Origin of the sequence: Arthrobacter sp. (genome assembly GCF_048266065.1) — a bacterium.
Taxonomy (GTDB): Bacteria; Actinomycetota; Actinomycetes; order Actinomycetales; family Micrococcaceae; genus Arthrobacter_H.
Genome location: NZ_JBLXAH010000014.1, coordinates 1 through 24446, shown reverse-complemented (window position 1 = coordinate 24446; position 24446 = coordinate 1). Strand labels below are relative to the sequence as shown.

The window sequence follows — 24446 nt, the reverse complement described above, 5'->3', positions numbered from 1 at the left end:
GTTGCCTATTTTCCTAACAGGGTGCGTGCTTCGCCGACGAGCGTGATCGACCCGGTGACCAGCACACCGCCGGCCAGGTCCCCGGTTGCCTCGGCGCGTCCGACGGCCCATTCCAGGGCGTCGTCCAGGCGTTCGGTGATGTACAGGTCCTGCTCCTTGAACCCGGCCCGTAGTGCCATTTCGCCCAGTTCGCCGGCGGGGATGGCCCGCGGGGAGGTGGATTGGGTCAGGCAGAGGTCCTGGACCAGGTCGCCGTATTCGGTGTAGAGCGTCTCGAGCATGGCCGGGGCGTCCTTCTCGGCCAGGATGCCGACCACCAGCACCAGCGCACTGAACCCGAAGGCCTCCTTGACGGCATCGGCGGAGACCTTCAGGCCCGCGGGGTTGTGGCCCGCGTCGACCAGGAGGGTCGGGGCCGAGCGGATCAGCTCCAACCGGCCGGGGCTGGCGACGTTCTCCAGGCCCTGGCGGACCAGGTCCTCGTTCAACGCCGTCTGGCCGCCACCGAGGAAGGCCTCCATGGCGGCGATGGCCACTGCGGCGTTCTGCGCCTGGTGCGCGCCGTGCAGCGGCAGGGCCAGGTCCTCGTAGCGTCCGGCCAGGCCCTGGATGACCAGGCTCTGCCCGCCCACGGCCAGGGTGCGGGACTCGACGCCGAATTCGACCCCCTGGAACCTGAAGGGGACCTCGAGTTCGCGGGCGGCCTCCAGCAGCACCTGGGCGGCCTCGGGCTCCTGGGCGGAGGAGACCAGGAAGCCACCTGGCTTGATGATGCCCGACTTCTCCAGGGCGATGTCCCGCACGGTGTCGCCGAGCAGCTCGGTGTGGTCCAGCGAGATCGGGGTGACGACGGAGACCTGGCCGTCCCCGACGTTGGTCGCGTCGGTGATCCCGCCCAGGCCCACCTCGATGACCGCCACGTCGACCGGGGCGTCGGCGAAGATGGCGTAGCCCAGGATGGTCAGCGCCTCGAAGTAGGTCAGCGGGACCAGCCCCTGCTCGTCCAGTTCGGCGTCGACGATCGCCAGGTAGGGGCGGATCTCGTCCCAGATCCGCACGAACACCTCGTCCGGCACGGGTTCGCCGTCCAGGCAGATGCGTTCGGTGACGCTGGACAGGTGCGGGCTGGTGTATCGGCCCACCCGCAGGTCGTGGGCCAGCAGCAGGGCCTCGATGATGCGCGCGGTGGAGGTCTTGCCGTTGGTGCCGGTCACGTGGATGATCGGCATGGCCTTGTTCGGCTCGCCGAGGATCTCCATGGCCCGGAACATCGGCTCCATGCGCGGTTCCATCTTGTTCTCCGGTGCACGGCCGAGCAGTTCGGCGTACACGCTCTCGACGGAGAAGGCGTCGTGTTCTTGGCTCATTCAGGCAACCGTCCGTTCCACGGAGATGGTGGTGTCGACGTCGCCCGGGACCAGGTCCAGTTCGACGCTCAGGGTTTCGCGGCGCACCAGTTCGGCGTTGGCGTGCAGGGCGTCGATGACGTCCTGCGGGGCGCTGATGGTGGTGAGGATGCGGTCGCTGACGTGCAGTTCGGCGTCCTTGCGGGCCTGCTGGATGGCCCGGACCAGGTCGCGGGCGGTGCCCTCGGCCTCCAGTTCGGCGGTGACCTCGGTGTCCAGGACGACGAATCCGCCGCCGGGGAGCATCGAGACAGCCGTGGAGCCGCCGTCGTGCGCGTCGGAGACCACGGTCTCCAGCGTGTATTCGGACGGTTCCAGGGCAAGCCCGCCGGAGGTGACGACGCCGTCGGCGACCGACCAGTCCCCCGACTTGGAGCCCTTGATGGCCACCTGGACGTTCTTGCCCAGCCGCGGCCCGGCGGCGCGGGCGTTGACGACGAGCTTCTGCTCGATGCCGAACTCCTCCGGTGAGGCGTCGGCGGCGTCGACCAGGCGCACCTGGCGCAGGTTCAGCTCCTCGGCGATCGTGTCGGCACCGGATTGAAGGTCGGCGGCACCGGGCACGACGACGGTGAGCTGTTGCAGGGGCAGGCGCACCCGCAGCTTCGCCGCCTTGCGCAGGCTGGACCCGGTGGAGCAGATCTGCCGGATGAGGTCCATGCGCTCCACCAGCGCCGCGTCCTCGCCGAAGACGGCGGCGTCGGGCCAGTCGGTCAGGTGGACCGAACGACCGCCGGTGAGGCCACGCCAGATCTCCTCGGTGACCAGTGGCAGCAGCGGGGCCGCGACCCGGCACAGGGCCTCCAGGGCGGTGTGCAGGGCGTCGAACGCGTCGGTGTCCTCGGCGAAGAAGCGGTCGCGGCTGCGCCTGACGTACCAGTTGGTGAGCATGTCCAGGTAGGAGCGCAGCGCGTCGCAGGCCCCGGAGACGTCGTAGTCGTCCAGCCGGGCCCCGACCTCGGAGACCAGGGCGCCGGTGTTGGCCAGCAGGTAGGTGTCCAGCGGGTCGGTGTAGCCGTCGTGGCGCAACTTCGCCTCGTACCCGGCGCCGCCGTTGGCGGAGTTCGTGTAGAGGGTGAAGAAGCTGTAGACGTTCCACAGCGGCAGGATGACCTGGCGGACCCCATCGCGGATGCCCTGTTCGGTGACGACCAGGTTGCCGCCGCGCAGGATGGGGCTGGACATCAGGAACCAGCGCATGGCGTCGGAGCCGTCGCGGTCCAGCACCTCGGTGACATCCGGGTAGTTGCGCAGCGACTTGGACATCTTCTGCCCGTCCGAGCCCAGCACGATCCCGTGGCTGATGACGTTGCGGAAGGCAGGGCGGTCGAACAGGGCGGTGGAGAGGATGTGCAGCATGTAGAACCAGCCGCGGGTCTGCCCGATGTACTCGACGATGAAGTCCGCCGGGTTGTGGGTGTCGAACCATTCGCCGTTCTCGAACGGGTAGTGCACCTGGCCATACGGCATGGAGCCCGAATCGAACCAGACGTCCAGCACGTCCTCGACCCGGCGCATGGTGGAGGCCCCTGTGGGGTCATCCGGGTTGGGGCGGGTCAGTTCGTCGATGAACGGGCGGTGCAGGTCAACGTTGCCGTTGTTGTTCACCGGCAACCGGCCGAAGTCGGCCTCCATCTCCGCGAGCGATCCGTACACGTCGGTGCGCGGGAAATCGGGGTTGTCCGAGACCCACACCGGGATGGGGCTGCCCCAGTACCGGTTGCGGCTGATCGACCAGTCGCGGGCGTTGGCCAACCACTTGCCGAACTGGCCGTCCTTGACGTTGGACGGGATCCAGTTGATCTCCTGGTTCAGCTCGGACATCCGGTCCTTGAACGCGGTGACCTCGACGTACCAGGAGGAGATGGCGCGGTAGATCAGCGGGGTGCGGCAACGCCAGCAGTGCGGGTAGGAGTGCACGTAGCTGGCCTGGCGCAGCAGCCGGCCGGAGTCGCGCAGCACCCGGGTGATGGCCTTGTTCGCGTCGAACACCTGCACGCCGGCGATCTCGGCCAGCGGTCCGTGGGCGAACAGCGGCAGGAACCTGGCGCCCTCGTCCACCGAGAGGACCACGGGGATGCCGTTGGCCTCGCAGATGTTCTGGTCCTCCTCGCCGTAGGCGGGGGCCTGGTGGACGATCCCGGTGCCGTCTGTGGTGGTGACATAGTCGGCAACGAGGATCTTCCAGGCGTTGGCCGTCCCGTAGGTTTCGGCGTCGGCGAAGTAGTCCCAGAGGCGCCGGTAGGCGATGCCGGCCAGTTCGGTGCCCGCGTAGGTGGTGGTGACCGCGGCGGCCGCGGCAGCACCGTCGTCGTACCCGAGGTCCTTGGCGTGGGCGCCGACGAGGTCCTCGGCGAGCAGGAACCGCTCCCCCGCCGCCGGTGAGCCGTTCGGGCCCACGGGCACGACGGCGTAGCGCACCTGCGGTCCGACGGCGAGGGCCTGGTTGGTGGGCAGGGTCCACGGGGTGGTGGTCCAGGCGATGGCCTGGGTGCCGGCCAGCTCACGCGAGATCGCGGAGTCGCCGGGCAGCAGTTCGAAGGTGACGGTGACTGTCTGGTCCTGGCGGTCCTTGTAGACGTCGTCGTCCATGCGCAGCTCGTGGTTGGAGAGCGGGGTCTCGTCCTTCCAGCAGTAGGGCAGCACGCGGTAGCCGTTGTAGGTCAGGCCCTGGGTGTGCAGCTGCTTGAACGCCCAGAGCACCGATTCCATGTACTCGACGTTCAGGGTCTTGTAGTCGTTGTCGAAGTCGACCCAGCGGGCCTGGCGGGTGACGTATTCCTGCCATTCGCCGGCGTACTTCATGACGGAGGAGCGGCAGGCATCGTTGAACTTGTCGATGCCCATGGCCTCGATCTGCTTCTTGTCGGTCATGCCCAGCTGCTTCATCGCCTCCAGTTCGGCGGGCAGCCCGTGGGTGTCCCAGCCGAACCGGCGTTCCACGCGCTTGCCGCGCTGGGTCTGGTAGCGGGCGACGAGGTCCTTGACGTAGCCGGTGAGCAGGTGCCCGTAGTGGGGCAGGCCGTTGGCGAAGGGCGGGCCGTCGTAGAAGACGAACTCGTTGGAGCCGTCGGTGCCGGCCGGGCGCGCGTCGATGGAGGCCTGGAAGGTCTGGTCGGCGTCCCAGTACTCCAGCACGCGTTCCTCGATCTCGGGGAAACGCGGCGACGTGGGCGTCACGCCCTGGGGATCTGTGGAGGCCTTGGGATACATGCTCATCAGCGGCTGTCCTCGCATCGGTGGGGCGTGGGTTGTCCGCGCCTGCTCGTCTCGATGCGGGGACGATTCCCGGCGCTCTGTCGCCGGTGCTCGCGGTACCACCCCGCTTGTCCGTGTCCGACCCCGTGGGGCGCGGCGCACGAACCGCTCCATGTGGGCTCTGACGCGCCCATCCGCCCGGTTCTACTGGGCCCGCAGGGGCTGGCCGTTCTTCCGGAAGCTCGCCGGTGATGGCCGGGTCATAGCTGGTCCCTCCAGTCTAACCGATCCCCCGGGCCCTGCAGGGCACGACGGCGCCTCAGCTGGAACGGATGATCTTGTGGTTCGCCGCCTGGGCGACCGGGCGGATGACGATCTCGTCCAGGTTCACGTGGTGCGGAAGCGCCACGGAGTGGACGACGACTTCGGCCACATCGTCGGCGGTCAGCGGTTTCTCCACCCCCGCGTAGACCTTCTCAGCTGCGGAGCGGTCCCCGAGGCGGTTCAGCGAGAACTCCTCGGTGTGGACCAGGCCGGGCAGGACCTCGATGACGCGGATGTTGTTCCCGACCTCTTCCAAACGCAGGGCCTGCGTCATGCCACGCTCGGCGAACTTGGCGGCGTTGTAACCGGCACCGCCCTCGTAGCCGGCCAACCCGGCGGTCGAGGTCAGGTTCAGGATGGTCCCCTCACCGTGGGCGCGGAGCATCGGCAGGAAGGCCCGGGTGACCTTCATGGTGCCCAGGACGTTGACCCGGTACATCCACTCCCAGTCCGCGGTCTTCGCGTCGGCGATGTGGTCCACCCCGCGGGCACCGCCTGCGATGTTGACCAGCGTGTCGATGCCGCCTCCCTGGGTGGCCGTGGCCAGCAGCCGGGCCACGTCGTCGTCCTCGGTGATGTCGGCGGGCACTGCGACGATGTTGCCGGTGCCCTCGGCCAGGGCCTCGAGACGGTCGGCGCGACGGGCGACCGCATACACGGTCCAGCCCCGGTGGGCGAGCATGCGGGCCGTTGCCTCGCCGATGCCGGTGCTGGCACCGGTGACGACTGCGGTTTTCGGGCTCTGTTCGTGGGTGGAAGTCATGAATCCAGCTTAATCATGGACGGAGCGGGACGGCACACACATGACTCCAGGCGCTGCCGGGGAACGGGGGCCTTCCATCCGCGGCCCCTCGGGGTGTCAACTGGAGGTGCCGGGCCACGGAAGGGCACCGGCGTCCGTTTCGTCGGAGGGTAGCCACACGCCATGCCAGACCAGGAGCACCACCACCGACGCACCCCCGGCCGGGACGCGGGGATTCAGGCAGCGGGCAAACCGGTGGAGCGGGCCGAGCCGGGCCTTGACGTGATGGTCACCGGCGGGACGGTCCGCGGTGTCCGGGAGGGCGGTCTGCTCGCCTGGCGCGGCATGCCCTACGCCGCCCCACCCATCGGGCGGTTGCGCCTGAGGGCACCGGAGGCGGTGAAGCCGTGGCAGGGCGTGCGCGATGCCTCCGGATTCGGTCCCATGGCACCGCAGCCCTCCAGGGCACGGATCGGCCGGGCCACGGCCCCACCGCCCGGGGACGAGGATTGCCTGTCCATCAACGTCCATGCCCCGGCCGTGCGCCATGACGAGCGTCTTCCGGTGATGGTCTACATCCACGGAGGTGGCTACTACAGGGGTTCCTCGCAGGATTTCTCCGGTGAGGGCGAGGGCTTCGTGCGCACCGGCCGGGTCGTGTTCGTGAGCTTCAACTACCGGCTGGGGCCGTTGGGCTATCTCGACTTCACCCGGTACTCCTCGGCCCTGCGGCCGATCGAGGGCAACCTCGGACTGCGCGACCAGGTGGCGGCGCTGATGTGGGTCAGGGACAACATCGCCGCCTTCGGTGGGGATCCGGACCGGGTGACGGTCTTCGGCGAGTCGGCCGGTGCCAACGCGGTGACCACGTTGCTTGCCGTGCCCGCGGCGCGTGGGCTCTTCCACCGGGCCATCGCCCAGAGCGCCCCCGCCAATGCCGTGTACCCGGCGGACCTGGCGGCACGGTGGGCCCGGGAGTTCATGGATCTGCTGGGCGGGGCACCGGGGCCGGACCGGTTGTTCGAGGCGACCGTGGCCGAGCTGCTCACCGCGGCGAACGAACTGCAGGAACGGACCCCCGAGGCCTACCCCGGGGCGTTCTGCTTCGCGCCCGTCGTGGACGGCGGACTCGTCCCGGAGGCACCCATCAGGGCCATCCGGGCGGGATGGGCCGCACGCGTCCCGTTGATCATCGGCACCAATGAGCGCGAGGGGACGATCTTCCGCGGCAGGATGGACATCCTGCCGGAATCCTCGACACGCATCCGGGCCATCTTCGAACGGGCGCCGGCCGATACCCGGCGCATCATGCGCGACGCCTACCCGGGGCTGCCGCGCTGGCGGTCTGCTGCGGACTTCGGCGGGGATTATGGGTTCTGGTATCCGACCACCCGGGTGGCGGACTTCCATTCGGCCTTCGCGCCGGTATATGCCTACCGCTTTGACCTGGCGCCGCGCCTGCTGCGGATGGTGGGTCTGGACGCCACCCATGGAGTCGAGATGTTCACCCTCTTCGACAGCGTGGACGAGCCCTTGGCCCGCACCTTCACCTCGCTCGGCGGTCGCGCCTCCTACATCCAGGCGGGTGTGCGCATGCGCCGAAGGTGGCTGCGGTTCGCCGAAACCGGTGGCACGCATGCCTCCTGGCCGGCCTACACCCAAAAAACCAGGGCCACGTTGATCATCGACGACCACGACAGGGTCCAAGCCGATCCGCACCACGACCGCCGTCGCGCCTGGGACGGGTTCCTCCCCGAGCTCGGAGGACGGCCGGGTCCGCCATCACGCCCGGAGTCCCCTGCCTAGAGGTTATCGTCGAGGAAATCCAACAAGACCACTGCGTTGTTGTGTTCCTCGTCCTTCGTCGAATACACGAGCACCACGTCGTCGTGCTCCGCGGCCACCGCCATCAGGCGTTCGACGGCCTCGCTGGCCGGGCCGTCCTCCAGTTCCGCGATGTAGCGTTCCCTGAATTCCTCGAACCGGTGGTCCCGGTGGTTGAACCAGGTGCGCAGTTCCTGGGAGGGGGCCACGTCCTTGGCCCATTCGTCCAGTTCAGCGTCCTCCTTCGCGACGCCACGCGGCCACAGCCGGTCGACCAGGATGCGATATCCACCATTGGGTGCCTCGTAGGCCCGCTGCAATCTGATCTTGCCCATGTTCCGATGGTAGGCCGAAATGCCATCGCGTGGGCCGGTGCACGTCCGGATGTGGAGAAGTGCACCGTCCCGCGGCCCGGGTCGAGTCCGGCCCGCCGACATGGGAGAATGGCGGACATGGCTGAACAGAACTTGGGCACAGACACGCCCGCAACCGTTTCCGTCCCCGACAAGCCCGCACTGGAGGGCCTCGAAGAGAGGCTCTCACTGCAATGGCGCCAGGACGGGACCTACGCATTCAACCCCGAGACCGACCGCGAGGCCGTCTACTCGATCGACACTCCCCCACCGACGGCATCGGGTTCCCTGCACGTGGGACACATGTTCTCCTATACGCAGACCGACGTGTTGGCGCGCTACCAGCGCATGAACGGCAAGAACGTCTTCTACCCGATGGGCTGGGACGACAACGGCCTGCCCACCGAGCGCCGCGTGCAGAACTACTACGGCGTGCGCTGCGACCCGAAGATCGCCTACGACGCCGGTTACCGTCCCCCGGCCACCCCGGCGAAGAACCAGCGCGACTGGGACCAGGTCTCCCGCCGCAACTTCATCGAACTCTGCGAGGAGCTCGCCGTCGAGGACGAAAAGGTCTTCGAGCACCTGTTCAGCACGCTCGGGCTCTCCGTCGACTGGAACCTGACCTACCGCACCATCGATGACACCTCACGCGCGGTGTCCCAGCGGGCCTTCCTGAAGAACCTCACCGACGGGGACGCCTACATGGCCGAAGCCCCCACCCTGTGGGATGTCACGTTCCGCACAGCTGTGGCCCAGGCCGAGCTGGAAGACCGTGAGGTCGCCGGCGCCTACTACCGCTACCCGTTCTTCGCCGAGGACGGAACGAAGATCTACATCGAGACCACCCGCCCCGAACTGCTGGCGGCCTGTGCCGGCCTGGTGGCGAACCCGGATGACGAGCGCTACCAGCCGTTGTTCGGAAAGAAGGTCACCTCCCCGCTGTTCGGTGTGGAGGTCGAGGTCCACCCGCACCCGTTGGCGAAGGCCGACAAGGGCTCGGGCATCGCCATGGTCTGCACCTTCGGCGATCTGACCGACGTCACCTGGTGGCGTGAGCTGCAGCTGCCGACCCGCGCGATCATCGGCCGCGACGGCCGAGTCATCGGCGACACCCCGGAGTGGATCACCACCGAGGCCGGCCGCGAGGCCTACGCGGCCATCGCCGGCAAGACGGTGTTCTCCGCCAAGGAGGCCGTCGCCGGCATGCTCACCGAGGCCGGGTTGCTCGACGGCGAACCGCGCAAGATCACGCACCCGGTGAACTTCTTCGAGAAGGGCGACAAGCCCCTGGAGGTGGTCAGTTCCCGCCAGTGGTACATCCGCAACGGCGGACGTGATGCCGAACGCCGTGACCGGTTGGTCGGCCGGGGCCAGGAAATCGAGTTCCACCCCGAATTCATGCGCTCGCGCTACACGAACTGGGTCAACGGCCTCAACGGCGACTGGCTGGTCTCCCGCCAGCGTTTCTTCGGGGTCCCGATCCCCGTCTGGTACCCGCTCGATGCCGACGGCAACCCCGAGTACGACAAGCCGATCCTGCCGGCCGACGACCAGCTGCCCGTGGACCCGGTGGCGGAGGCGGCCCCGGGCTACTCAGCGGAACAGCGCGATGTCCCCGGTGGGTTCACCGGCGACGCCGACGTCCTGGATACCTGGGCCACCTCGTCATTGACCCCGCAGATCGTGGGCCGCTGGAGCCGTGACGACGAGTTCTTCGCCAAGGTCTTCCCCTTCGACCTGCGCCCGCAGGGCCACGACATCATCCGCACCTGGCTGTTCTCCAGCGCGGTGCGCGCGGACGCCCTGCACGGCTGTGTCCCGTGGAAGCACGCGGCCATCTCGGGCTGGATCCTGGACCCGGACCGCAAGAAGATGTCCAAGTCCAAGGGCAACGTCGTCGTCCCCACCGATGTCCTGAACGACTTTGGTGCCGACGCGGTGCGCTACTGGGCGGCCTCGGCCAAGCTGGGTGCCGACACCGCCTACGAGGTCGCGCAGATGAAGATCGGGCGCCGGTTGGCGATCAAGATCCTCAACGCCTCCAAGTTCGTCCTGAACCTGGGAGCCACGCAGGCCAATGTGCTCGACGGCGATGCGCACCTGGTCACCAACGGCCTGGACCGCTCGTTGCTGGCCCGGTTGTCGGAGGTCATCGAGGAGGCCGATCGGGCGTTCGGGACGTATGACTACGCCCGGGCACTGGACATCGTCGAGTCCTTCTTCTGGTCGTTCACCGACGACTACGTCGAGCTCGTCAAGGATCGTGCCTATGGTGCCCGCGGCGACGAGGAGCAGGCTTCGGTGCTGGCCGCCCTGGCGACCACCCTGGATGCCGTGCTGCGACTCTTCGCACCGTTCCTGCCGTTTGCGACCGAGGAGGTCTGGGGCTGGTGGCGTTCCGGTTCGGTGCACCGTGCCAGCTGGCCGACCAACGCGCACCTGGCCGGCGCCGTGGAAGGTGCCGACACCGCGGTCCTGCCGACAGTCGGCGTTGCCCTGGGCGGCATCCGCAAGTCGAAGTCCGAGGCGAAGGTCAAGCAGCGCACCCAGGTGCTCTCCGGCGTCGTCAGCGGCCCCGAAGGGGTCATCGCGCAGGTTCGCGCGGGCCTGGGTGACCTGCTGGCCGCGGGCAATGCGCTGGATCTTCAACTCCGCGTCGAGGGCACCGAGCTCCTGGTCTCCGACGTGGTGTTGGCCCCCGCCGAGGAACCGGCACAGGGCTAGTTCCACTGCCTCCGGACGTGGAGCGGGCCCCGACGGTATCCGTCGGGGCCCGCTCCATATCCGTCACCCGGCACCCCCACGAGGGGGGTGCGGCGCGGTGGCTAGGAGGCGTTCGCCTGCTCGAACTGCTTGGCCTGCTCGAACTGGGGGTTCTCGGTGCGGCTGCGCTTTATCTCGAAGAAGTACGGGAACGAGGCCAGGGTCACGGAGGCGTCGAACAGGCGTCCTGCTTCCTCGCCCTCGGGAACCCGGGTGATCACGGGGCCGAAGAACGCGGTGCCGTTCAGGGCGACCACGGGGGTGCCCACGTCTTGGCCGACCTTGGAGATGCCTTCGTCGTGGCTGGCACGCAGGGCGGTGTCGTGGGCGTCGGTTTCGGCGGCCTGGGCCAGCTCGGCGGGCAGGCCGACACGCTCAAGGGCACGCTCGACCACCTGGGCGCGGTCCTTGACGCCCTCATAGTGGATGAGTTCGCCCATCGCGGTGTAGAGGTCACCGATGACCGCTTCGCCATGGGCTTCGGCTGCTGCGATGATCACGCGGACCGGAGCCCAGGCACTTTCAAGACCCTTGCGGTATTCCGGGTCGACGTCCTTGTCCTCATTCAGCACCGCGAGGCTCATGACGTGCCAGTTCACGGTGATGTCGCGGACCTTCTCGACCTCGAGGATCCACCGCGATGTCGCCCAGGCAAAGGGGCAGATCGGGTCAAACCAGAAGTCAACTGACGTTTTCTCGGACATGTGGATCCTCCTGCTGTGGGCGTGTCTCTGATGGGTCCAGACGCGGCCTGGCCCATTCAGTACAACGATCCGGTCAGGCTGACTTATTCCGCCGCTTCGTCACGACCTCGGCGGAGATCAGTGTCGGCTCACCGACCTTGTGCACCACGTCGGCGGTGATGACGACCTCGGCCACGTCGTCCCGGCTGGGCAGGTCGAACATGATCGAGGCGAGGGTCTCCTCCAGGATGGCCCGCAGGCCACGGGCACCGGTGCCCCGTTCCAGGGCCATGTCGGCGATCGCCTCGAGCGCGTCGGTTTCGAAGGTCAGCTCGACGCCGTCGATGCGGAACATCTTCTGGTACTGCTTGACCAGCGCGTTCTTGGGTTCGGTGAGGATCTTGATCAGCGAATCGCGGTCCAGGTTCTCCACCGTGGTGATGACAGGAAGCCGTCCGATGAATTCGGGGATCAGGCCGAACTTCAGCAGGTCCTCGGGCCGCACGTCGGCGTACGCGGCGGCCTCGGACTTCAACGCCGTCAACGGGGCACCGAAGCCAATGCCCTTCTGGCCGGCGCGGGAGCCGATGATTTCCTCGAGCCCAGCGAACGCCCCGGCGACGATGAAGAGGACGTTGGAGGTGTCGATCTGGATGAATTCCTGGTGCGGGTGCTTGCGTCCGCCCTGCGGCGGCACCGAGGCCACCGTCCCCTCGAGGATCTTCAGCAGGGCCTGCTGCACGCCCTCGCCCGAGACGTCGCGGGTGATGGAGGGGTTCTCGGATTTACGGGAGATCTTGTCGATCTCGTCGATGTAGATGATGCCCTGTTCGGCCTTCTTGACGTCGTAGTCGGCGGCCTGGATGAGCTTGAGCAGGATGTTCTCGACGTCCTCGCCCACATAACCGGCCTCCGTCAGGGCGGTGGCGTCGGCGACGGCGAAGGGAACATTGAGCCGGCGGGCCAGCGTCTGGGCCAGATAGGTCTTGCCGCAGCCGGTCGGTCCGATGAGCAGGATGTTCGACTTGGAGACCTCCACGTCGTCCAAGGCGTCGACCTCGCTGAGCTGGGCTGCAGCGGAGGAACCGGTGCCGGCCTGGATGCGCTTGTAGTGGTTGTACACGGCCACGGCGAGGGAACGCTTGGCGCCCTCCTGGCCGATCACGTACTCCTGCAGGGAGTCGAAGATCTCGCGGGGGCGCGGCAACTCGAAGTCGGGTCCGGCCTCGATCTCGGCCAGTTCCTCTTCCATCAGCTCATTGCACAACTCGATGCACTCGGTGCAGATGTAGACGCCGGGACCGGCGATGAGCTTGCGTACCTGCTTTTGGCTTTTGCCGCAGAAGGAACACTTGAGCAGGTCGGAGCTTTCACCCATACGAGCCATGGTGTTCTTCCCCTAACGTGGTGCTGAAACCCGCGCGACGATTGCCACACGGAAAGGTCTACCCATCACTCTAGGTGAGGTGGCCGACGGAATAGGTGACCGGACGTCCCGTGGTGCGAAAAACCTCGGGACGTCCGGCCGGTTCCGCTAGCTGCTGATGGCCTGCGGCTTGATCTTGCGGGGGCTGAGGACCTCGTCGATCAGGCCGTAGTCCTTGGCGCCGGCCGCGGTCATGAACAGGTCGCGCTCGATGTCCTCGCCGACCTGGGCCGCGTCCTTGTTGCTGTGCTCGGCCAGTGTGGTTTCGAGCCAGGTGCGCATGCGCATGACCTCTTCGGCCTGGATCTGCAGGTCGGTGGCCGTACCGCGTTCCCCGCCGCCCATGGCGGGCTGGTGGATCAGCACGCGGGCGTTGGGCAGCGCCAGCCGCTTGCCGGGGGCACCGGCGGCGAGCAGCACGGCGGCGGCGCTGGCCGCCTGGCCGAGGCAGACGGTCTGGATCTCCGGACGGATGAACATCATCGTGTCGTAGATCGCCGTCATGGCGGTGAAGGAGCCGCCGGGCGAGTTGATGTACAAGGTGATGTCGCGCTCCGGGTCCATCGACTCCAGGACCAGCAGCTGGGCCATCACGTCATCGGCGGACGCGTCATCGACCTGGGCGCCGAGGAAGACGATGCGGTCCTCGAACAGCTTTGCGTAGGGATCCTGGCGTTTGAAGCCGTACGGGGTGCGCTCTTCGAACTGGGGCAGGATGTAGCGGGCGGACGGCATCTCGCCTGCGGTGCCTTCGTAGCCGTTGAAATTCATGTTCTTCTCCTGGGGATCTGTGGGGGGTGCTCGTCGGCTGGATGGCTAGTTCTTGACCCCGCCGCCACCGGACACCGAGACGGAGTTCTGGGCGATGTGGTCGAAGAAGCCGTATTCGAGGGCGTCGGTGGCGGTGAACCACTTGTCGCGGTCGTTGTCCTTCAGGATCGTCTCCAGCGACTGGCCGGTCTGTTCGGCGGTGAGCTCGGACATGACCTTCTTCATGTGGAGGATCAGTTCGGCCTGGATGCGGATGTCCGATGCCGTGCCGCCGATGCCGCCGGAGGGCTGGTGCATCAGGATGCGGGCGTTCGGGGTGGCGTAGCGCTTGCCCTTGGTGCCGGAGGAGAGCAGGAACTGCCCCATCGAGGCGGCCAGGCCCGTCGCGACGGTGACCACGTCGTTGGGGATGTAGTTCATGGTGTCGTAGATCGCCATGCCCGCGGTGATCGAGCCACCGGGTGAGTTGATGTACAGGTAGATGTCCTTGTCGGGATCCTCGGCGGAGAGCAGGAGCAGCTGGGAGGAGATCGCGTTGGCCGATTCGTCGCTCACTTCCGAGCCGAGCCAGATGATGCGCTCCTTGAGGAGCCGGTTGTAGATGTAGTCCTCGCGACTGGCCGGATCGACCGAGGCCATCTTCGGGGTGTGGGATTCCGTCGTCATTTTCGAATACCTCTCCATGGGTGCCATGCGACGTGGCTCATCGGGCCACGTACGGTAGCGCTTGCTTTCCTTGACACTACTGCAGTGCCAACGCCTGCAGCGCGTGGGATCATCTGCTGTTCGCTGACGGCGCATACCCCGCGCTGGAGGCATCGCCGACGGCTTAAAAGGCAGGTGCCCACGGCTTAAATACGACGGCGGGACCACCCCTGAGGGCAATCCCGCCGGGGCAGCCGAAGGGCTGCCGCAGGGTCGTTCTGCTACTCGGCCGAGTCCGCGGAAGCGGAGGACGCCGACGAGGACGATGAAGCCGATTCGTCGGCTTCGCCGGCCGGGCGGACGAAGTCGGTGAGGTCGACGTCCTTGCCGTTGGAATCGGTGACCTTCGCCAGCTCGAGGACCTTGGCCAGGGCCTTGCGGCGACGGACCTCGCCGATCATCATCGGGACCTGTCCGGCACCGTCGAGCATCTGGGCGAACTGGTTCGGGTCCATGCCGTACTGGCTGGAGGACTGCACGATGTAGTCGATGAGCTCGGACTGCTCGACGCCGATCTCTTCCTTTTCGGCGATCTCATCAAGGATGATCTCGTTCTGGAAGGCACGCTCGGTGTTGGTCTTGACCTCGGCGCGGTGCTCTTCGGTGTCGTGCTCCTCGCCGTCGTTTCCACCACCCTGTTCGAAGTGCTGCTCGACCTGCTCGGTGATCACGGACTCGGGCACCGGAACGGCGATGAGTTCGGTGAGCTTGTCCATGACCTTGTCGCGGGCCTGGACGCCCTGCTCGACGACCTTGGAGTCGGCGGCCTGCTTGGTGAGGTCCTCGCGCAGCTCGGCGATGGTGTCGAACTCGGAGGCCAACTGGGCGAACTCGTCATCGGCCACGGGAAGCTCGCGCTCCTTGACGGCCTTCACGACGACCTTGACCTGCGCGGTCTCGCCGGCGTGCTCGCCACCGGCCAGCTTGGTCTCGAAGGTGGCGTCCTCGTCGGCGGAGAGGCCGGTGACTGCCTCGTCCAGGCCCTCGAGCATGGTGCCGGATCCGACCTGGTAGGACAGATCGGTGGCGGCGTCGACCTCGGTGCCATCGACGGATGCCGTGAGGTCAAGGGTGATGAAGTCGTTGTCGGCGACGGGGCGCTCGACGACCTTCAGGGTGCCGAAGCGCCCACGCAGCTCGTCCAGTGCGGTCTCGACGTCCGCGTCGGTGGCCTCCACGGCGTCGACCTGGACCTCGAGGCCCGAGTATTCGGGGAGCTCGATCTTCGGGCGGATGTCCACCTCGACGTTGAACACGAGGTTGCCCTCGGTGGCCGTCGGCTCGGGAACCTCGGTGATGTCCACCTCGGGGCGGGAGAGCGGGACGATCTCGGATTCTCGGACGGCTTCCTGGTAGAAGCCGTTCATGCCCTCGTTGATCGCGGTCTCCAGGACGTAGCCACGGCCGACGCGCTGGTCGATCAGGCGGTTCGGGACCTTGCCCTTGCGGAAGCCCGGAACGTTGATCTGTTCCGCGATGGACTTGTAGGCCGCGTCGATGTTCGGCTTCAATTCGGCGAGGGGAACCTCGACATTGAGCTTGACCCGGGTGGGCGTGAGGTTTTCGACGGCGCTCTTCACTACGTAGCTCTCCTGAATGATCTGGGCTGATACGAAACTGCACACTTGCCCCCGCGGATGAAGCTCACGGGACTGAAGGTTCAGAGTCGGGGTGACAGGATTTGAACCTGCGACCTCACGCTCCCAAAGCGCGCGCTCTAGCCAAGCTGAGCTACACCCCGATTGGTGCAGTGGCTAGTTTACGCAGAATCCGCGCCGAACAACTAATTGTTGGAGGCCCACCCAGCGGGCCCGAAGTGGTGGACGCGCAGCTAGTTCCCGCCCGGGTTGTTGGGGACCGGTTGGCGGATGATCCATTCATCGTCTGCGGTGCGGTCCATGTAGTAGAAGCCACCGGTCCGCGACGCGGGGTTCCGCGGGGCCTCGGGGTGGTAGTTCAGCACCAGCCGGTTTTCATGGAGCCAGTCCAGCCAGGTGTGCAAGGCCAACAGGTCCGGTTCGGGGACGGAAAGCCCGGAGCGCTGGCGGGCGATCACACGGATGTGGCCCATGATGGCCGTGGACCGGTGCGCCGGATCGATGGCCCAGGGCAGGACGTCGCGGTAGGTACTCCGTCCTGCATTCGCGTCCGCCCGCATCAGCGCCCTGTGGACCCCGCTTTCGGTCGCCCCATACAGCTCGGCGATGCCGGCCAGGGTCATGCCGCGCTCACGCAGTTCCCGCAAGGTCCGCCCGTCCGGCAACTTCCGCCATCCCGCCATTCCCACTCCCACCCTTCGACCACAGCCCCATGGTCAAGTTGTATATATACGACTTGAGTATGGTGGACCAGCGCGGGCGCGTCAATTTGGCGGTGATCAGAAAGCACTGCTAATGTTGTGCGAGCAACGGGCCGAAAAGCCCGGAATCGCGGGGATGTAGCTTAATGGTAAAGCCTCAGTCTTCCAAACTGATTACGCGGGTTCGATTCCCGTCATCCCCTCCAGCATGAAGGGCCGCCCCAGGGCGGCCCTTTTGTCGTCGGGCCCTCGGCCACTGGCGTTCCGGGAGACCGCGACGGTGGCTATTCGTTGCGGCTGGGGTAGTGGTGGACGGTCCGGTGGTAGGCCGTCCGGTGCAGGTGGTGGTGGCGGTACCAGGTTCCGACCAGCATCAGCACAATCGCGAACAGCACCGCCAATGCGGGACCGTACGTCACCGTCGTCATCTCCGAACAAAGCGCATCCGGCGAACATGCGCCCAGGAGCTGGGTTGCGTTCATGTCCCCATGCAAGCACTCCGGCCCCGCGAACACCAGAGGCGGGGCGGAAACGTTATGCGGCGCCCGGCGTTGCCTGGCAGGCGGGGCACCAATACAGCTTGCGTGCCGCGAGATCGGCCAGCCGGATCGGCGTCGTGCAGACCAGGCAGGCCAGGCCCTGCCGCTGGTAGGTGTAATAGGCGTGCTCGGGCCAGACGGGCGCCTGCCGGTCGCTGCGGTGTGCGGGCCGGGTGGTGATGATGTGTCCATCCCGGACGCCGTCCGCCATCAGGGAACAGAGGTCTTCCCATAACGCCGACAATTGCGCCGCCGGGACGTCACGGCCCCGGGTCCAGGGGTCCAGCCCGGCACGGAAGAGCGATTCGGCACGATAGATGTTGCCCACGCCGGCGATCAGCGACTGGCTCATCAGGGCCACGGCGATGGTCGTCGACGTGGAGCCGATACGACGAATGAAGTCATCGCGCCCCGCCGCGGGGGCCCCGGGGGCCAACGGATCGGGGCCCAGGCGGGCACGGACGGCATCGGCTTCGGCTTCGGTGAGCACCTCGCAGGCGGACGGACCGCGCAGATCGGCCCAGCCGTGGACCGAGACCAGGCGGGCCCTGACCTGGCCCACCGGCGCAGGTGGGCCGTCGTACCCGGCCGAAGCACCGTCGTCGTACGCCTCCCTCTCCCCGATCCGGCGAGGCGCACCGATGCTCGAGGCCCCGCGGAAGGTCTCATCGCCTCCGAAGCTGAAGGCCCCATAAAGTCCCAAATGGATGCGCAGCACGTTCCCGCCGTCGAAGCGGGCGAAGAGCTGCTTGCCGTGCGCCCGGGCGGAGAGCAGTTCGCGCCCGTCCAACAGGGCGGCACCGGCGGCGAAGCGTCCCTGCGGGCTGGACACGCGCAGCGGCTGGCCGGCGAAGACGTCCTCGAGCTGGCGGGCCAGCCGGTGGACCGAATGACCTTCGGGCATGGGTGCTACAGGGCGCCGGTGGTTTCGTAGGCGGCGATCTGCCCGATGCGGCGGACATGGCGTTCGGCACCGCTGAAGGGTTCGGCCAGGAACGCGTCGATCAGGTCGGTGGCCTCGGCCAGGCTGTGCTGGCGTCCCCCGACGGCGACGACGTTGGCGTCGTTGTGCTGGCGGGCCAGGCGGGCGGTGTCGAGGTTCCAGGCCAGGGCGGCGCGGATGCCCTTGACCTTGTTGGCCGCGATCTGTTCGCCGTTGCCCGATCCGCCGAGCACGATGCCCAACGAGTCCAGGCCCTGCTCGCGCTCGGTCGCAACCGCGTGGGCCGCATTGATGCAGAACGCCGGGTAGTCGTCCTCGGCGTCGTAGGAGGACGGGCCATGGTCCACCACGTCGTACCCGGCATCGGTCAGGTGCGCGACCAGGTGGGCGCTGAGTTCGAGTCCTGCGTGGTCGGTGGCGATGTGAACGCGCATGGTGTCCTTCGTGTCTGGCGTGTGAGGGGAACGGGATCCAGCCTACTCGTGCGCCACGACCTCGATCCACAGGGGGCCGGCACCGGTGGCGGCACGGTCCGTGATGCCCAGGGAGCCATCGGTGGGGTCGATGCGGTAGGCGCTGATGTGGCCCGACTTCTCACCGCAGACCAACAGGTGGGAGCCCGTGGCGTCCACCGCGGCACCGCGCGGCTGGTGCTCGGTGGCGGCGGTGCGCAGGAACGTCAGCAGTCCGGTGTCCGGATCGACGGCGAAGGTGCTCACGGTGGAGGTCGAGCGTTCGGTGGTGAACAGGTACCTGCCCTGTGCCCCCAACCGGATATCGGCGCACCAGATGGCGTCGGGGCCGGGCACGGGTCCCCCGGAACTACGCGCGAAGCCGGGCTTCAGGCCCAGCGACGCGGGCACCGAGTCGATCCGCTGGAGCTCTTCCAGGGCGCCGGTCGCGCCGTCGCGCCGGTAGACGGCCACCTCTCCGGACATCTCGTGGATGACGTAGAGCAGGCTGCCATCGGCATTGAAGATCAGGTGGCGGGGGCCGGAGCCGGCGGCGGCATCGACCGACCCGGCCAAGGCCAGGGAACCGGCGCGGTCATCCTCGGCCACGGAGTACCAGACGATGCGGTCACTGCCCAGGGAGGTGGCGTAGACGAAGCGGCCATCGGGTGAGGACCTGACGCTGTGCGCCTTGGCGCCGGGGCTGGGCGCCCGCACGGCGGGGTCGACCGGCAGGCCGTCCGCGTCCAGGGCCACGCTGTTGATGACATCCTGGTGGTAGGAGGCGCTGCGGATCGCCGCGGCGTCGGCATCGAGGCTGATGTAGGCGGTGCTGTCGGCCAATTCCACGGCACCGGCCTCCGAAAGGGCGCCGCTGGCCCGATCGAAGCGCAGCGCCGTCAGCCGTGGGGGCGTCCCGGATGAACCGGCGTAGAGCAGGCCGCGTTCCGCGTCCGCTGCCAGCGAGCGGACCGCATCCACCTCCGCGGAAGGCGCGGCGGGCGTAAAGGTGCCAGCCTGGGGATCGAACGCGAAGACGTCGACGGTTCCTGCGCTGGCGCAACCGACGTAGACGTGGGTCTGGGACACGGTGCTTCTCCTGTACTTGACGATGGGCGGCGACGGGGACCGCCCCTCAGTCGATCCTATAGCCGTCGCCAGGGGTCGTGTGGTGGAGAATGGCCTGACGGGCCGGTGCGGCCACCGCCGCTCCTTTCGCCGGATCCACCCCCTTCCGCGCAGCGGTCGCGGCGCCGATGCCGCGGCCCCATTCTGGATGGCATTCGGCCGGCGTGGGTCTTTTTACCGTTAAAAGTGAGACAATCGACGTAATGTTCAGGAACCGCTTCACATGTTGGGGTTGCCGGGACGCCACCATCAACTTGAGAAGAACAGGGAGCCGCTGCCGTGCCAGGATTGAACCTCACCCGCGACGAGGCGCGTGAACGCGCCGCATTGATCCACGTCGAGTCCTATGACATCGACCTCGATCTCACCCGGGGCGACCGGGTCTTCGGATCAACCACGACCGTGCGTTTCGACGCGACCGATGGTGCCTCCACCTTCATCGACGCCGTCACCGACACCGTGCATTCGGTGACCCTGAACGGCAGCGCATTGGACGTGGCCGACGTCAACGACGGCGTGCGCATCCAGTTGCCGCGGCTGGCCGAGCACAACGAGCTGGTCATCGTCGCCGACGCCCTCTACATGAACACCGGCGAGGGACTGCACCGATTCGTGGACCCCGTGGACGGCGAGGTGTACCTCTACTCGCAGTTCGAGGTCCCCGACTCGCGGCGCATGTTCGCGGTCTTCGAGCAGCCTGACCTGAAGGCGGCCTTCTCCTTCACCGTCACCGCCCCGGACCACTGGGACGTGGTCTCCAACTCCCCCACCCCGACCCCGGGACCCGCCGGCCAGGGCAAGGCCACCTGGGCCTTCTCCCCCACCGCCCGCATCTCCTCCTACATCACCGCGCTGATCGCCGGCCCCTACCAGGCCGTCCGCAGCGAGCTGACCAGCTCCGACGGGCGCACCATCCCGCTGGGCGTATTCGCCCGCAAGTCGATCATGGAGCACCTGGACGCCGAGAACATCTTCACCCTCACCCGGCAGGGCTTCGAGTTCTACGAGGCGCAGTTCGGCACCCCGTACCCGTTCGAGAAGTACGACCAGCTCTTCGTCCCCGAATTCAACGCCGGGGCGATGGAGAATGCCGGTGCCGTGACGTTCCTGGAGTCCTACGTCTTCCGCTCCCGCCCCACCGACGCCATGGTCGAACGCCGGGCCATCACCGTCCTGCACGAGCTGGCCCACATGTGGTTCGGCGACCTGGTGACCATGCGCTGGTGGAACGACCTGTGGCTGAACGAGTCGTTCGCCGAATTCATGTCCGCCCTGGCCGCGGCGGAGAACACCGAATTCACGCAGGCGTGGACGACCTTCTCCTCGATGGAGAAGTCCTGGGCCTACCGCCAGGACCAGCTTCCCTCGACCCACCCGATAAAGGCCGAGATCAACGACCTCGAAGACGTCCAGGTCAACTTCGACGGCATCACCTACGCCAAGGGCGCCTCGGTACTGCGCCAGCTGGTGGCCTGGGTCGGCCAGGAGGAATTCATGGCCGGGGTGCGCGAATACTTCGCCAAGCACGCCTTCTCCAATACCGAGCTGCCGGATCTCATGCGCGAGCTCGAGGCCTCCAGTGGCCGCGACCTGTCCGAGTGGACCCGGCAATGGCTGGAAACCGCAGGTGTCAACAAGCTCGAGGCTGAGCTGTCCACGGCCGAGGACGGCACCATCACCAGCTTTGCCGTCGTGCAGGCGGCCCCCGCCGACTACCCGACGATCCGCCCGCACCGCGCGGCCATCGGCTTCTACTCCATGAACGACGCCGGGAAGCTGGTGCGCACGCACCGCGAGGAACTCGACGTGGCCGGGCCCCGAACCGAGGTCCCAGCCCTGGTCGGGATGAAGCGCCCGGACCTGGTCCTGGTCAACGACGACGACCTCGCCTACGCCAAGATCCGCCTCGACGAGGCGTCCCTGAAGGTGGCCAAGGCACACCTGAAGGACATCGACGAATCCCTGCCCCGGACCCTGGTGTGGGGCGCCGCCTGGGACGCTGCACGCGATGGCGAGACCGCGGCCCGCGACTTCGTGGAACTGGTCCTGCGCAACATCGGCCACGAGTCCGACTCCTCGGTGGTCCTGGTCATCCTGCGCCAACTGGGCACCGTCCTGGACTACTACGTCAACGCCGCAGACCGTGCGCAGATCGCCGCCGTCGCAGCCGATGACCTGTGGCAGTTGGCCCAGGACGCCGTGGCAGGTTCCGACAAGCAGTTGCAGTTCGTGAAGACCTTTGCCCTGCGCTCCCGCACTCCGGAGCAGCTGGATGCCGTCGCGGCGCTGTACTCGGGCGAGACCACGCTCAGCGGCCTCGAGGTGGATGCCGACCTGCGGTGGGAACTGTTGACGGCCCTGGTCGCCGGCGGCCGGGCCGGACAAGCGGAGATCGACAGCGAGCTCGCTGCGGATGACACGGCCAATGGCCGCCTGGCCGCCGAGCTGGCAAAGGCCGCACTGCCGACCCGTGAGGCGAAGGAGGCCGCCTGGTCGGCGATCGTCCACGATGGCGAGCTGTCCAACACCCACCAGCGCAGTGCCATCGCGGGCTTCAACCGGGCCCACGACCCGGCGCTCCTGGAGCCGTTCGCCGCCCAGTACTTCGAGAGCGTCACCGGCATCTGGGATTCCAAGAGCTGGGAGATCGCCCAACAGATCATCGTCGGGCTCTACCCGCTGGCACAGACCTCCGAGTCCACCCTGAAGGCCACCGACGCCTTCCTGGAGCGCCTCGGCAGCGACAGCCCGGCCCTGCGCCGCATGATGGTCGAAAGCCGGGACGGCATCGTCCGTGCCCTGGCCGCCCAGGCAGCCGACCACTAGGACACACCGGCTCCTCCCAACCGCGCACCACCTTGGGGGTGGCCGGGAAGGACCGCCCAGGCGCTGGCCCCGGATCCGCACGGACCGGGGCCAGTCCCTTGCCCGGCACCCCGACGCCTAGAGTTGGGGCATGGACCTCAGCTTGCACCAGTACAGCGTCGACGTGGAGTGGACCGGAAACCGCGGAACGGGGACTTCCGGATACCGCGACTATGGCCGTGACCACGTGGTGCGTGCCTCCGGGCTGCCCGATCTTCCGGGGACAGCGGACCCGACCTTCCACGGGGAGCGGGACCGATGGAATCCCGAGCAACTGCTGTTGGCCGCCCTGGCACAGTGCCACATGCTCTCCTATTTCCACCTGGCTGTGAAGAACGGTGTCGACGTCGTCGGATACTCCGATGCAGCCACGGCAACCATGCAGTTGAACCGGGATGGAAGCGGTGAGTTCACGGAGGCAGTTCTCCACCCGCGGGTGATCCTCGCCGACGAGTCCCAGCGCGCACTGGCGGATTCCCTCCACGACCAGGCCCACCGGGTCTGCTTCATCGCGCGATCGGTCAACTTCCCCGTCGTGAACCAGCCCGTGGCCCCCGACCCGTCCGGCGAAGGCGCATGAAGCCCCTGGCCGCGCTGATCACAGCGGACCTGGCTGCTGCGGCGGATCCCGGGACCGCCGTCGGCATGCAGCGCTACATGAAGACCACGATGCCCTTTCTCGGCGTCCGCGCTCCGGCTGCCCAACGGATTGTCCGCGAAGCGGTACGCACCGCTGGCACCACCGGGTGGGAGGACCTCCTGAGGGAGGCCACACACCTGTGGGATGCGGCCACCCATCGGGAGCACTGGTACGCCGCCCAGCAGCTCACCGGCTATGGTTCATGCTCGGGACGCCTGGAGTTCCTTGACTTGTACGAACGCATGGTCATCGACGGGGCCTGGTGGGATATCGTCGACAACTGCCATCGCCGGTTTGGCAGGCTGCTGCGTACCCACCCCGATCGACTGGATCCGCTGCTGCGCAGCTGGGCCCTGGACCCGAACCACTGGAAGCGGCGCACGGCCATCATTGCGCAGCTCAGCTCCAAATCCGCGACCGATGTGGGACTGCTGGAGGCGGCGATCCTGCCCAACATGTCCGAGACTGACTTCTTCCTCCGCAAGGGCATCGGATGGGCCCTGCGCGAATATGCCAAGACGGACGCCGAGTGGGTCAGGAACTTCGTCGGCGACCACTCCGGTGAGCTCTCCGGCCTGTCGCAACGCGAGGCACTGAAGCACCTGCAACTTCGGTAGTGTGGATGGTGGCTGGCCAGTCCCAGCCACGGAAGGAACCCACTCGTGAACGACCAGCAAAACCAACCGGGCAACCAGATGCGCCTACCCGGCGGAGAATCCCTGGGACGCACCATCGGCCAGGCGCTGCCGGTGTCGTCGCCCTCCATGCCGCCGGCACCTGGGGCTTCTGCCCCCGAGGCCACCGTGCAGGGGCAGACACCGGATCGCTTCGGTGGGTTCACCCCGGAATCGGCCGATGTGGGCGACGACGAGGACCTCTCCCCCTACGCAGGGACGTTCTATGCCGAGGTCGGCGGGTCGAAGACCTTCCAGCGACTGACTGAACTCTTCTACGAGGGTGTGGCAAACGACGCCGAGTTCCGCACGATCTATCCGGAAGAGGACCTCAAGCCGGCGACCATCCGCCTCCAGCTGTTCCTTGAGCAGTATTGGGGTGGGCCCAACACCTACAGCCTGAACCGGGGCCACCCGCGCTTGCGTATGCGCCATATCCCCTACGTTGTCGACGGCTCCGCCCGCGATACCTGGCTGCGGCACATGCGCCACGCACTGGACCAGCTCGCGCTGCCGCCCCTCCAGGATGCGACCTTGTGGGACTACTTTGACCGGGCCGCCAGATCCCTGCAGAACGCCACGGATCACTGACGCCACCATGCGAAAGCACTGAGCTCCACAGGTTTCAACCGGTGTCCCCGGGTAGGGGTGGCGACTGGGATCGGTAGACATGCCCCGTCGGGGTCGTGGTCCTTCTCGTGTGGCGGG

20 protein-coding genes and 2 tRNA genes are annotated in these 24446 nt (G+C 67.3%); 7 read left to right on the top strand and 15 right to left on the bottom strand.

Annotation, left to right across the window (positions count from 1 at the left end; translation table 11 throughout):
• Positions 1-5: 5 nt before the first annotated feature.
• The 3 genes from ACN0TP_RS17160 to ACN0TP_RS17150 all read right to left on the bottom strand — a co-directional run bounded on the left by ACN0TP_RS17160 (position 6) and on the right by ACN0TP_RS17150 (position 5691).
• On the bottom strand, positions 6-1367 hold the full coding sequence (locus tag ACN0TP_RS17160) for a bifunctional folylpolyglutamate synthase/dihydrofolate synthase (protein WP_417220988.1): 1362 nt from the start codon (positions 1365-1367) through the stop codon (positions 6-8).
• Positions 1368-4625: an isoleucine--tRNA ligase gene (gene ileS, locus ACN0TP_RS17155; RefSeq protein WP_417220985.1), complete on the bottom strand. Its 3258-nt coding sequence runs from the start codon at positions 4623-4625 to the stop codon at positions 1368-1370.
• A gap of 298 nt (positions 4626-4923) precedes the next feature.
• Positions 4924-5691, bottom strand: coding sequence for an SDR family oxidoreductase (locus tag ACN0TP_RS17150; RefSeq protein ID WP_417220982.1), 768 nt, complete (start codon positions 5689-5691; stop codon positions 4924-4926).
• Between the two features lie 162 nt (positions 5692-5853).
• Between ACN0TP_RS17150 and ACN0TP_RS17145 the strand changes: the two genes are divergently transcribed.
• Positions 5854-7476: a carboxylesterase/lipase family protein gene (locus ACN0TP_RS17145; protein ID WP_417220979.1), complete on the top strand. Its 1623-nt coding sequence runs from the start codon at positions 5854-5856 to the stop codon at positions 7474-7476.
• Here ACN0TP_RS17145 and ACN0TP_RS17140 read toward each other — a convergent pair.
• Positions 7473-7829, bottom strand: coding sequence for a DUF488 domain-containing protein (locus ACN0TP_RS17140; RefSeq protein WP_417220977.1), 357 nt, complete (start codon positions 7827-7829; stop codon positions 7473-7475). The genes ACN0TP_RS17145 and ACN0TP_RS17140 overlap by 4 nt on opposite strands.
• Before the next feature lie 117 nt (positions 7830-7946).
• Between ACN0TP_RS17140 and valS the strand changes: the two genes are divergently transcribed.
• On the top strand, positions 7947-10574 hold the full coding sequence (valS, locus tag ACN0TP_RS17135) for a valine--tRNA ligase (RefSeq protein ID WP_417220974.1): 2628 nt from the start codon (positions 7947-7949) through the stop codon (positions 10572-10574).
• 101 nt (positions 10575-10675) lie between these two features.
• Here the strand turns inward: valS and ACN0TP_RS17130 are convergent, their stop codons facing one another.
• The 7 genes from ACN0TP_RS17130 to ACN0TP_RS17100 form a co-directional block, all read right to left on the bottom strand.
• Positions 10676-11317, bottom strand: a complete 642-nt coding sequence (locus ACN0TP_RS17130; RefSeq protein WP_417220971.1) for a DsbA family protein — start codon at positions 11315-11317, stop codon at positions 10676-10678.
• Between the two features lie 73 nt (positions 11318-11390).
• Entirely contained in the window at positions 11391-12683 is a 1293-nt protein-coding gene (clpX, locus tag ACN0TP_RS17125; protein WP_417220970.1) for an ATP-dependent Clp protease ATP-binding subunit ClpX, read from the bottom strand.
• Positions 12684-12830: 147 nt separating this feature from the next.
• Positions 12831-13493 (bottom strand): ATP-dependent Clp protease proteolytic subunit, encoded by a 663-nt coding sequence (locus tag ACN0TP_RS17120; protein WP_417220968.1) that lies wholly within the window; start codon positions 13491-13493, stop codon positions 12831-12833.
• A gap of 45 nt (positions 13494-13538) precedes the next feature.
• Complete coding sequence (locus ACN0TP_RS17115) at positions 13539-14132, bottom strand: ATP-dependent Clp protease proteolytic subunit (protein ID WP_417221051.1); 594 nt, start codon at positions 14130-14132, stop codon at positions 13539-13541.
• Between the two features lie 287 nt (positions 14133-14419).
• Positions 14420-15778: a trigger factor gene (gene tig, locus ACN0TP_RS17110; RefSeq protein WP_417220966.1), complete on the bottom strand. Its 1359-nt coding sequence runs from the start codon at positions 15776-15778 to the stop codon at positions 14420-14422.
• 86 nt (positions 15779-15864) lie between these two features.
• Positions 15865-15939, bottom strand: a tRNA-Pro gene (locus ACN0TP_RS17105).
• 90 nt (positions 15940-16029) lie between these two features.
• Positions 16030-16479, bottom strand: a complete 450-nt coding sequence (locus ACN0TP_RS17100) for a hypothetical protein (RefSeq protein WP_417220965.1) — start codon at positions 16477-16479, stop codon at positions 16030-16032.
• Between the two features lie 150 nt (positions 16480-16629).
• Between ACN0TP_RS17100 and ACN0TP_RS17095 the strand changes: the two genes are divergently transcribed.
• A tRNA-Gly gene (locus ACN0TP_RS17095) sits at positions 16630-16703 on the top strand.
• 78 nt (positions 16704-16781) lie between these two features.
• Here ACN0TP_RS17095 and ACN0TP_RS17090 read toward each other — a convergent pair.
• The 4 genes from ACN0TP_RS17090 to ACN0TP_RS17075 are packed head-to-tail and all read right to left on the bottom strand — an operon-like array spanning position 16782 to position 19520.
• A complete protein-coding gene (locus ACN0TP_RS17090) occupies positions 16782-16979 on the bottom strand; it encodes a hypothetical protein (RefSeq protein ID WP_417220963.1) in 198 nt (65 codons plus the stop codon).
• 52 nt (positions 16980-17031) lie between these two features.
• The gene (locus ACN0TP_RS17085) at positions 17032-17940 is read right to left on the bottom strand and encodes an Fpg/Nei family DNA glycosylase (RefSeq protein WP_417220960.1); all 909 of its coding nucleotides are present in this window, start codon (positions 17938-17940) and stop codon (positions 17032-17034) included.
• A 5-nt stretch (positions 17941-17945) separates the two neighbouring features.
• Entirely contained in the window at positions 17946-18413 is a 468-nt protein-coding gene (locus ACN0TP_RS17080; RefSeq protein ID WP_417220958.1) for a ribose-5-phosphate isomerase, read from the bottom strand.
• 42 nt (positions 18414-18455) lie between these two features.
• Positions 18456-19520: a lactonase family protein gene (locus tag ACN0TP_RS17075; RefSeq protein ID WP_417220955.1), complete on the bottom strand. Its 1065-nt coding sequence runs from the start codon at positions 19518-19520 to the stop codon at positions 18456-18458.
• A gap of 318 nt (positions 19521-19838) precedes the next feature.
• Between ACN0TP_RS17075 and pepN the strand changes: the two genes are divergently transcribed.
• From pepN to ACN0TP_RS17055, 4 genes are all read left to right on the top strand, one after another.
• Entirely contained in the window at positions 19839-22385 is a 2547-nt protein-coding gene (gene pepN / locus ACN0TP_RS17070) for an aminopeptidase N (protein WP_417220953.1), read from the top strand.
• A gap of 130 nt (positions 22386-22515) precedes the next feature.
• Positions 22516-23004, top strand: coding sequence for an OsmC family protein (locus ACN0TP_RS17065; RefSeq protein ID WP_417220951.1), 489 nt, complete (start codon positions 22516-22518; stop codon positions 23002-23004).
• Positions 23001-23681 carry a DNA alkylation repair protein gene (locus ACN0TP_RS17060; protein WP_417220950.1) on the top strand — a complete coding sequence of 227 codons (681 nt, stop codon included), beginning with the start codon at positions 23001-23003 and terminating at the stop codon, positions 23679-23681. The genes ACN0TP_RS17065 and ACN0TP_RS17060 overlap by 4 nt, the downstream gene beginning before the upstream one ends.
• Before the next feature lie 45 nt (positions 23682-23726).
• Positions 23727-24329 carry a globin gene (locus ACN0TP_RS17055; RefSeq protein ID WP_417220949.1) on the top strand — a complete coding sequence of 201 codons (603 nt, stop codon included), beginning with the start codon at positions 23727-23729 and terminating at the stop codon, positions 24327-24329.
• Positions 24330-24446 lie beyond the last annotated feature (117 nt).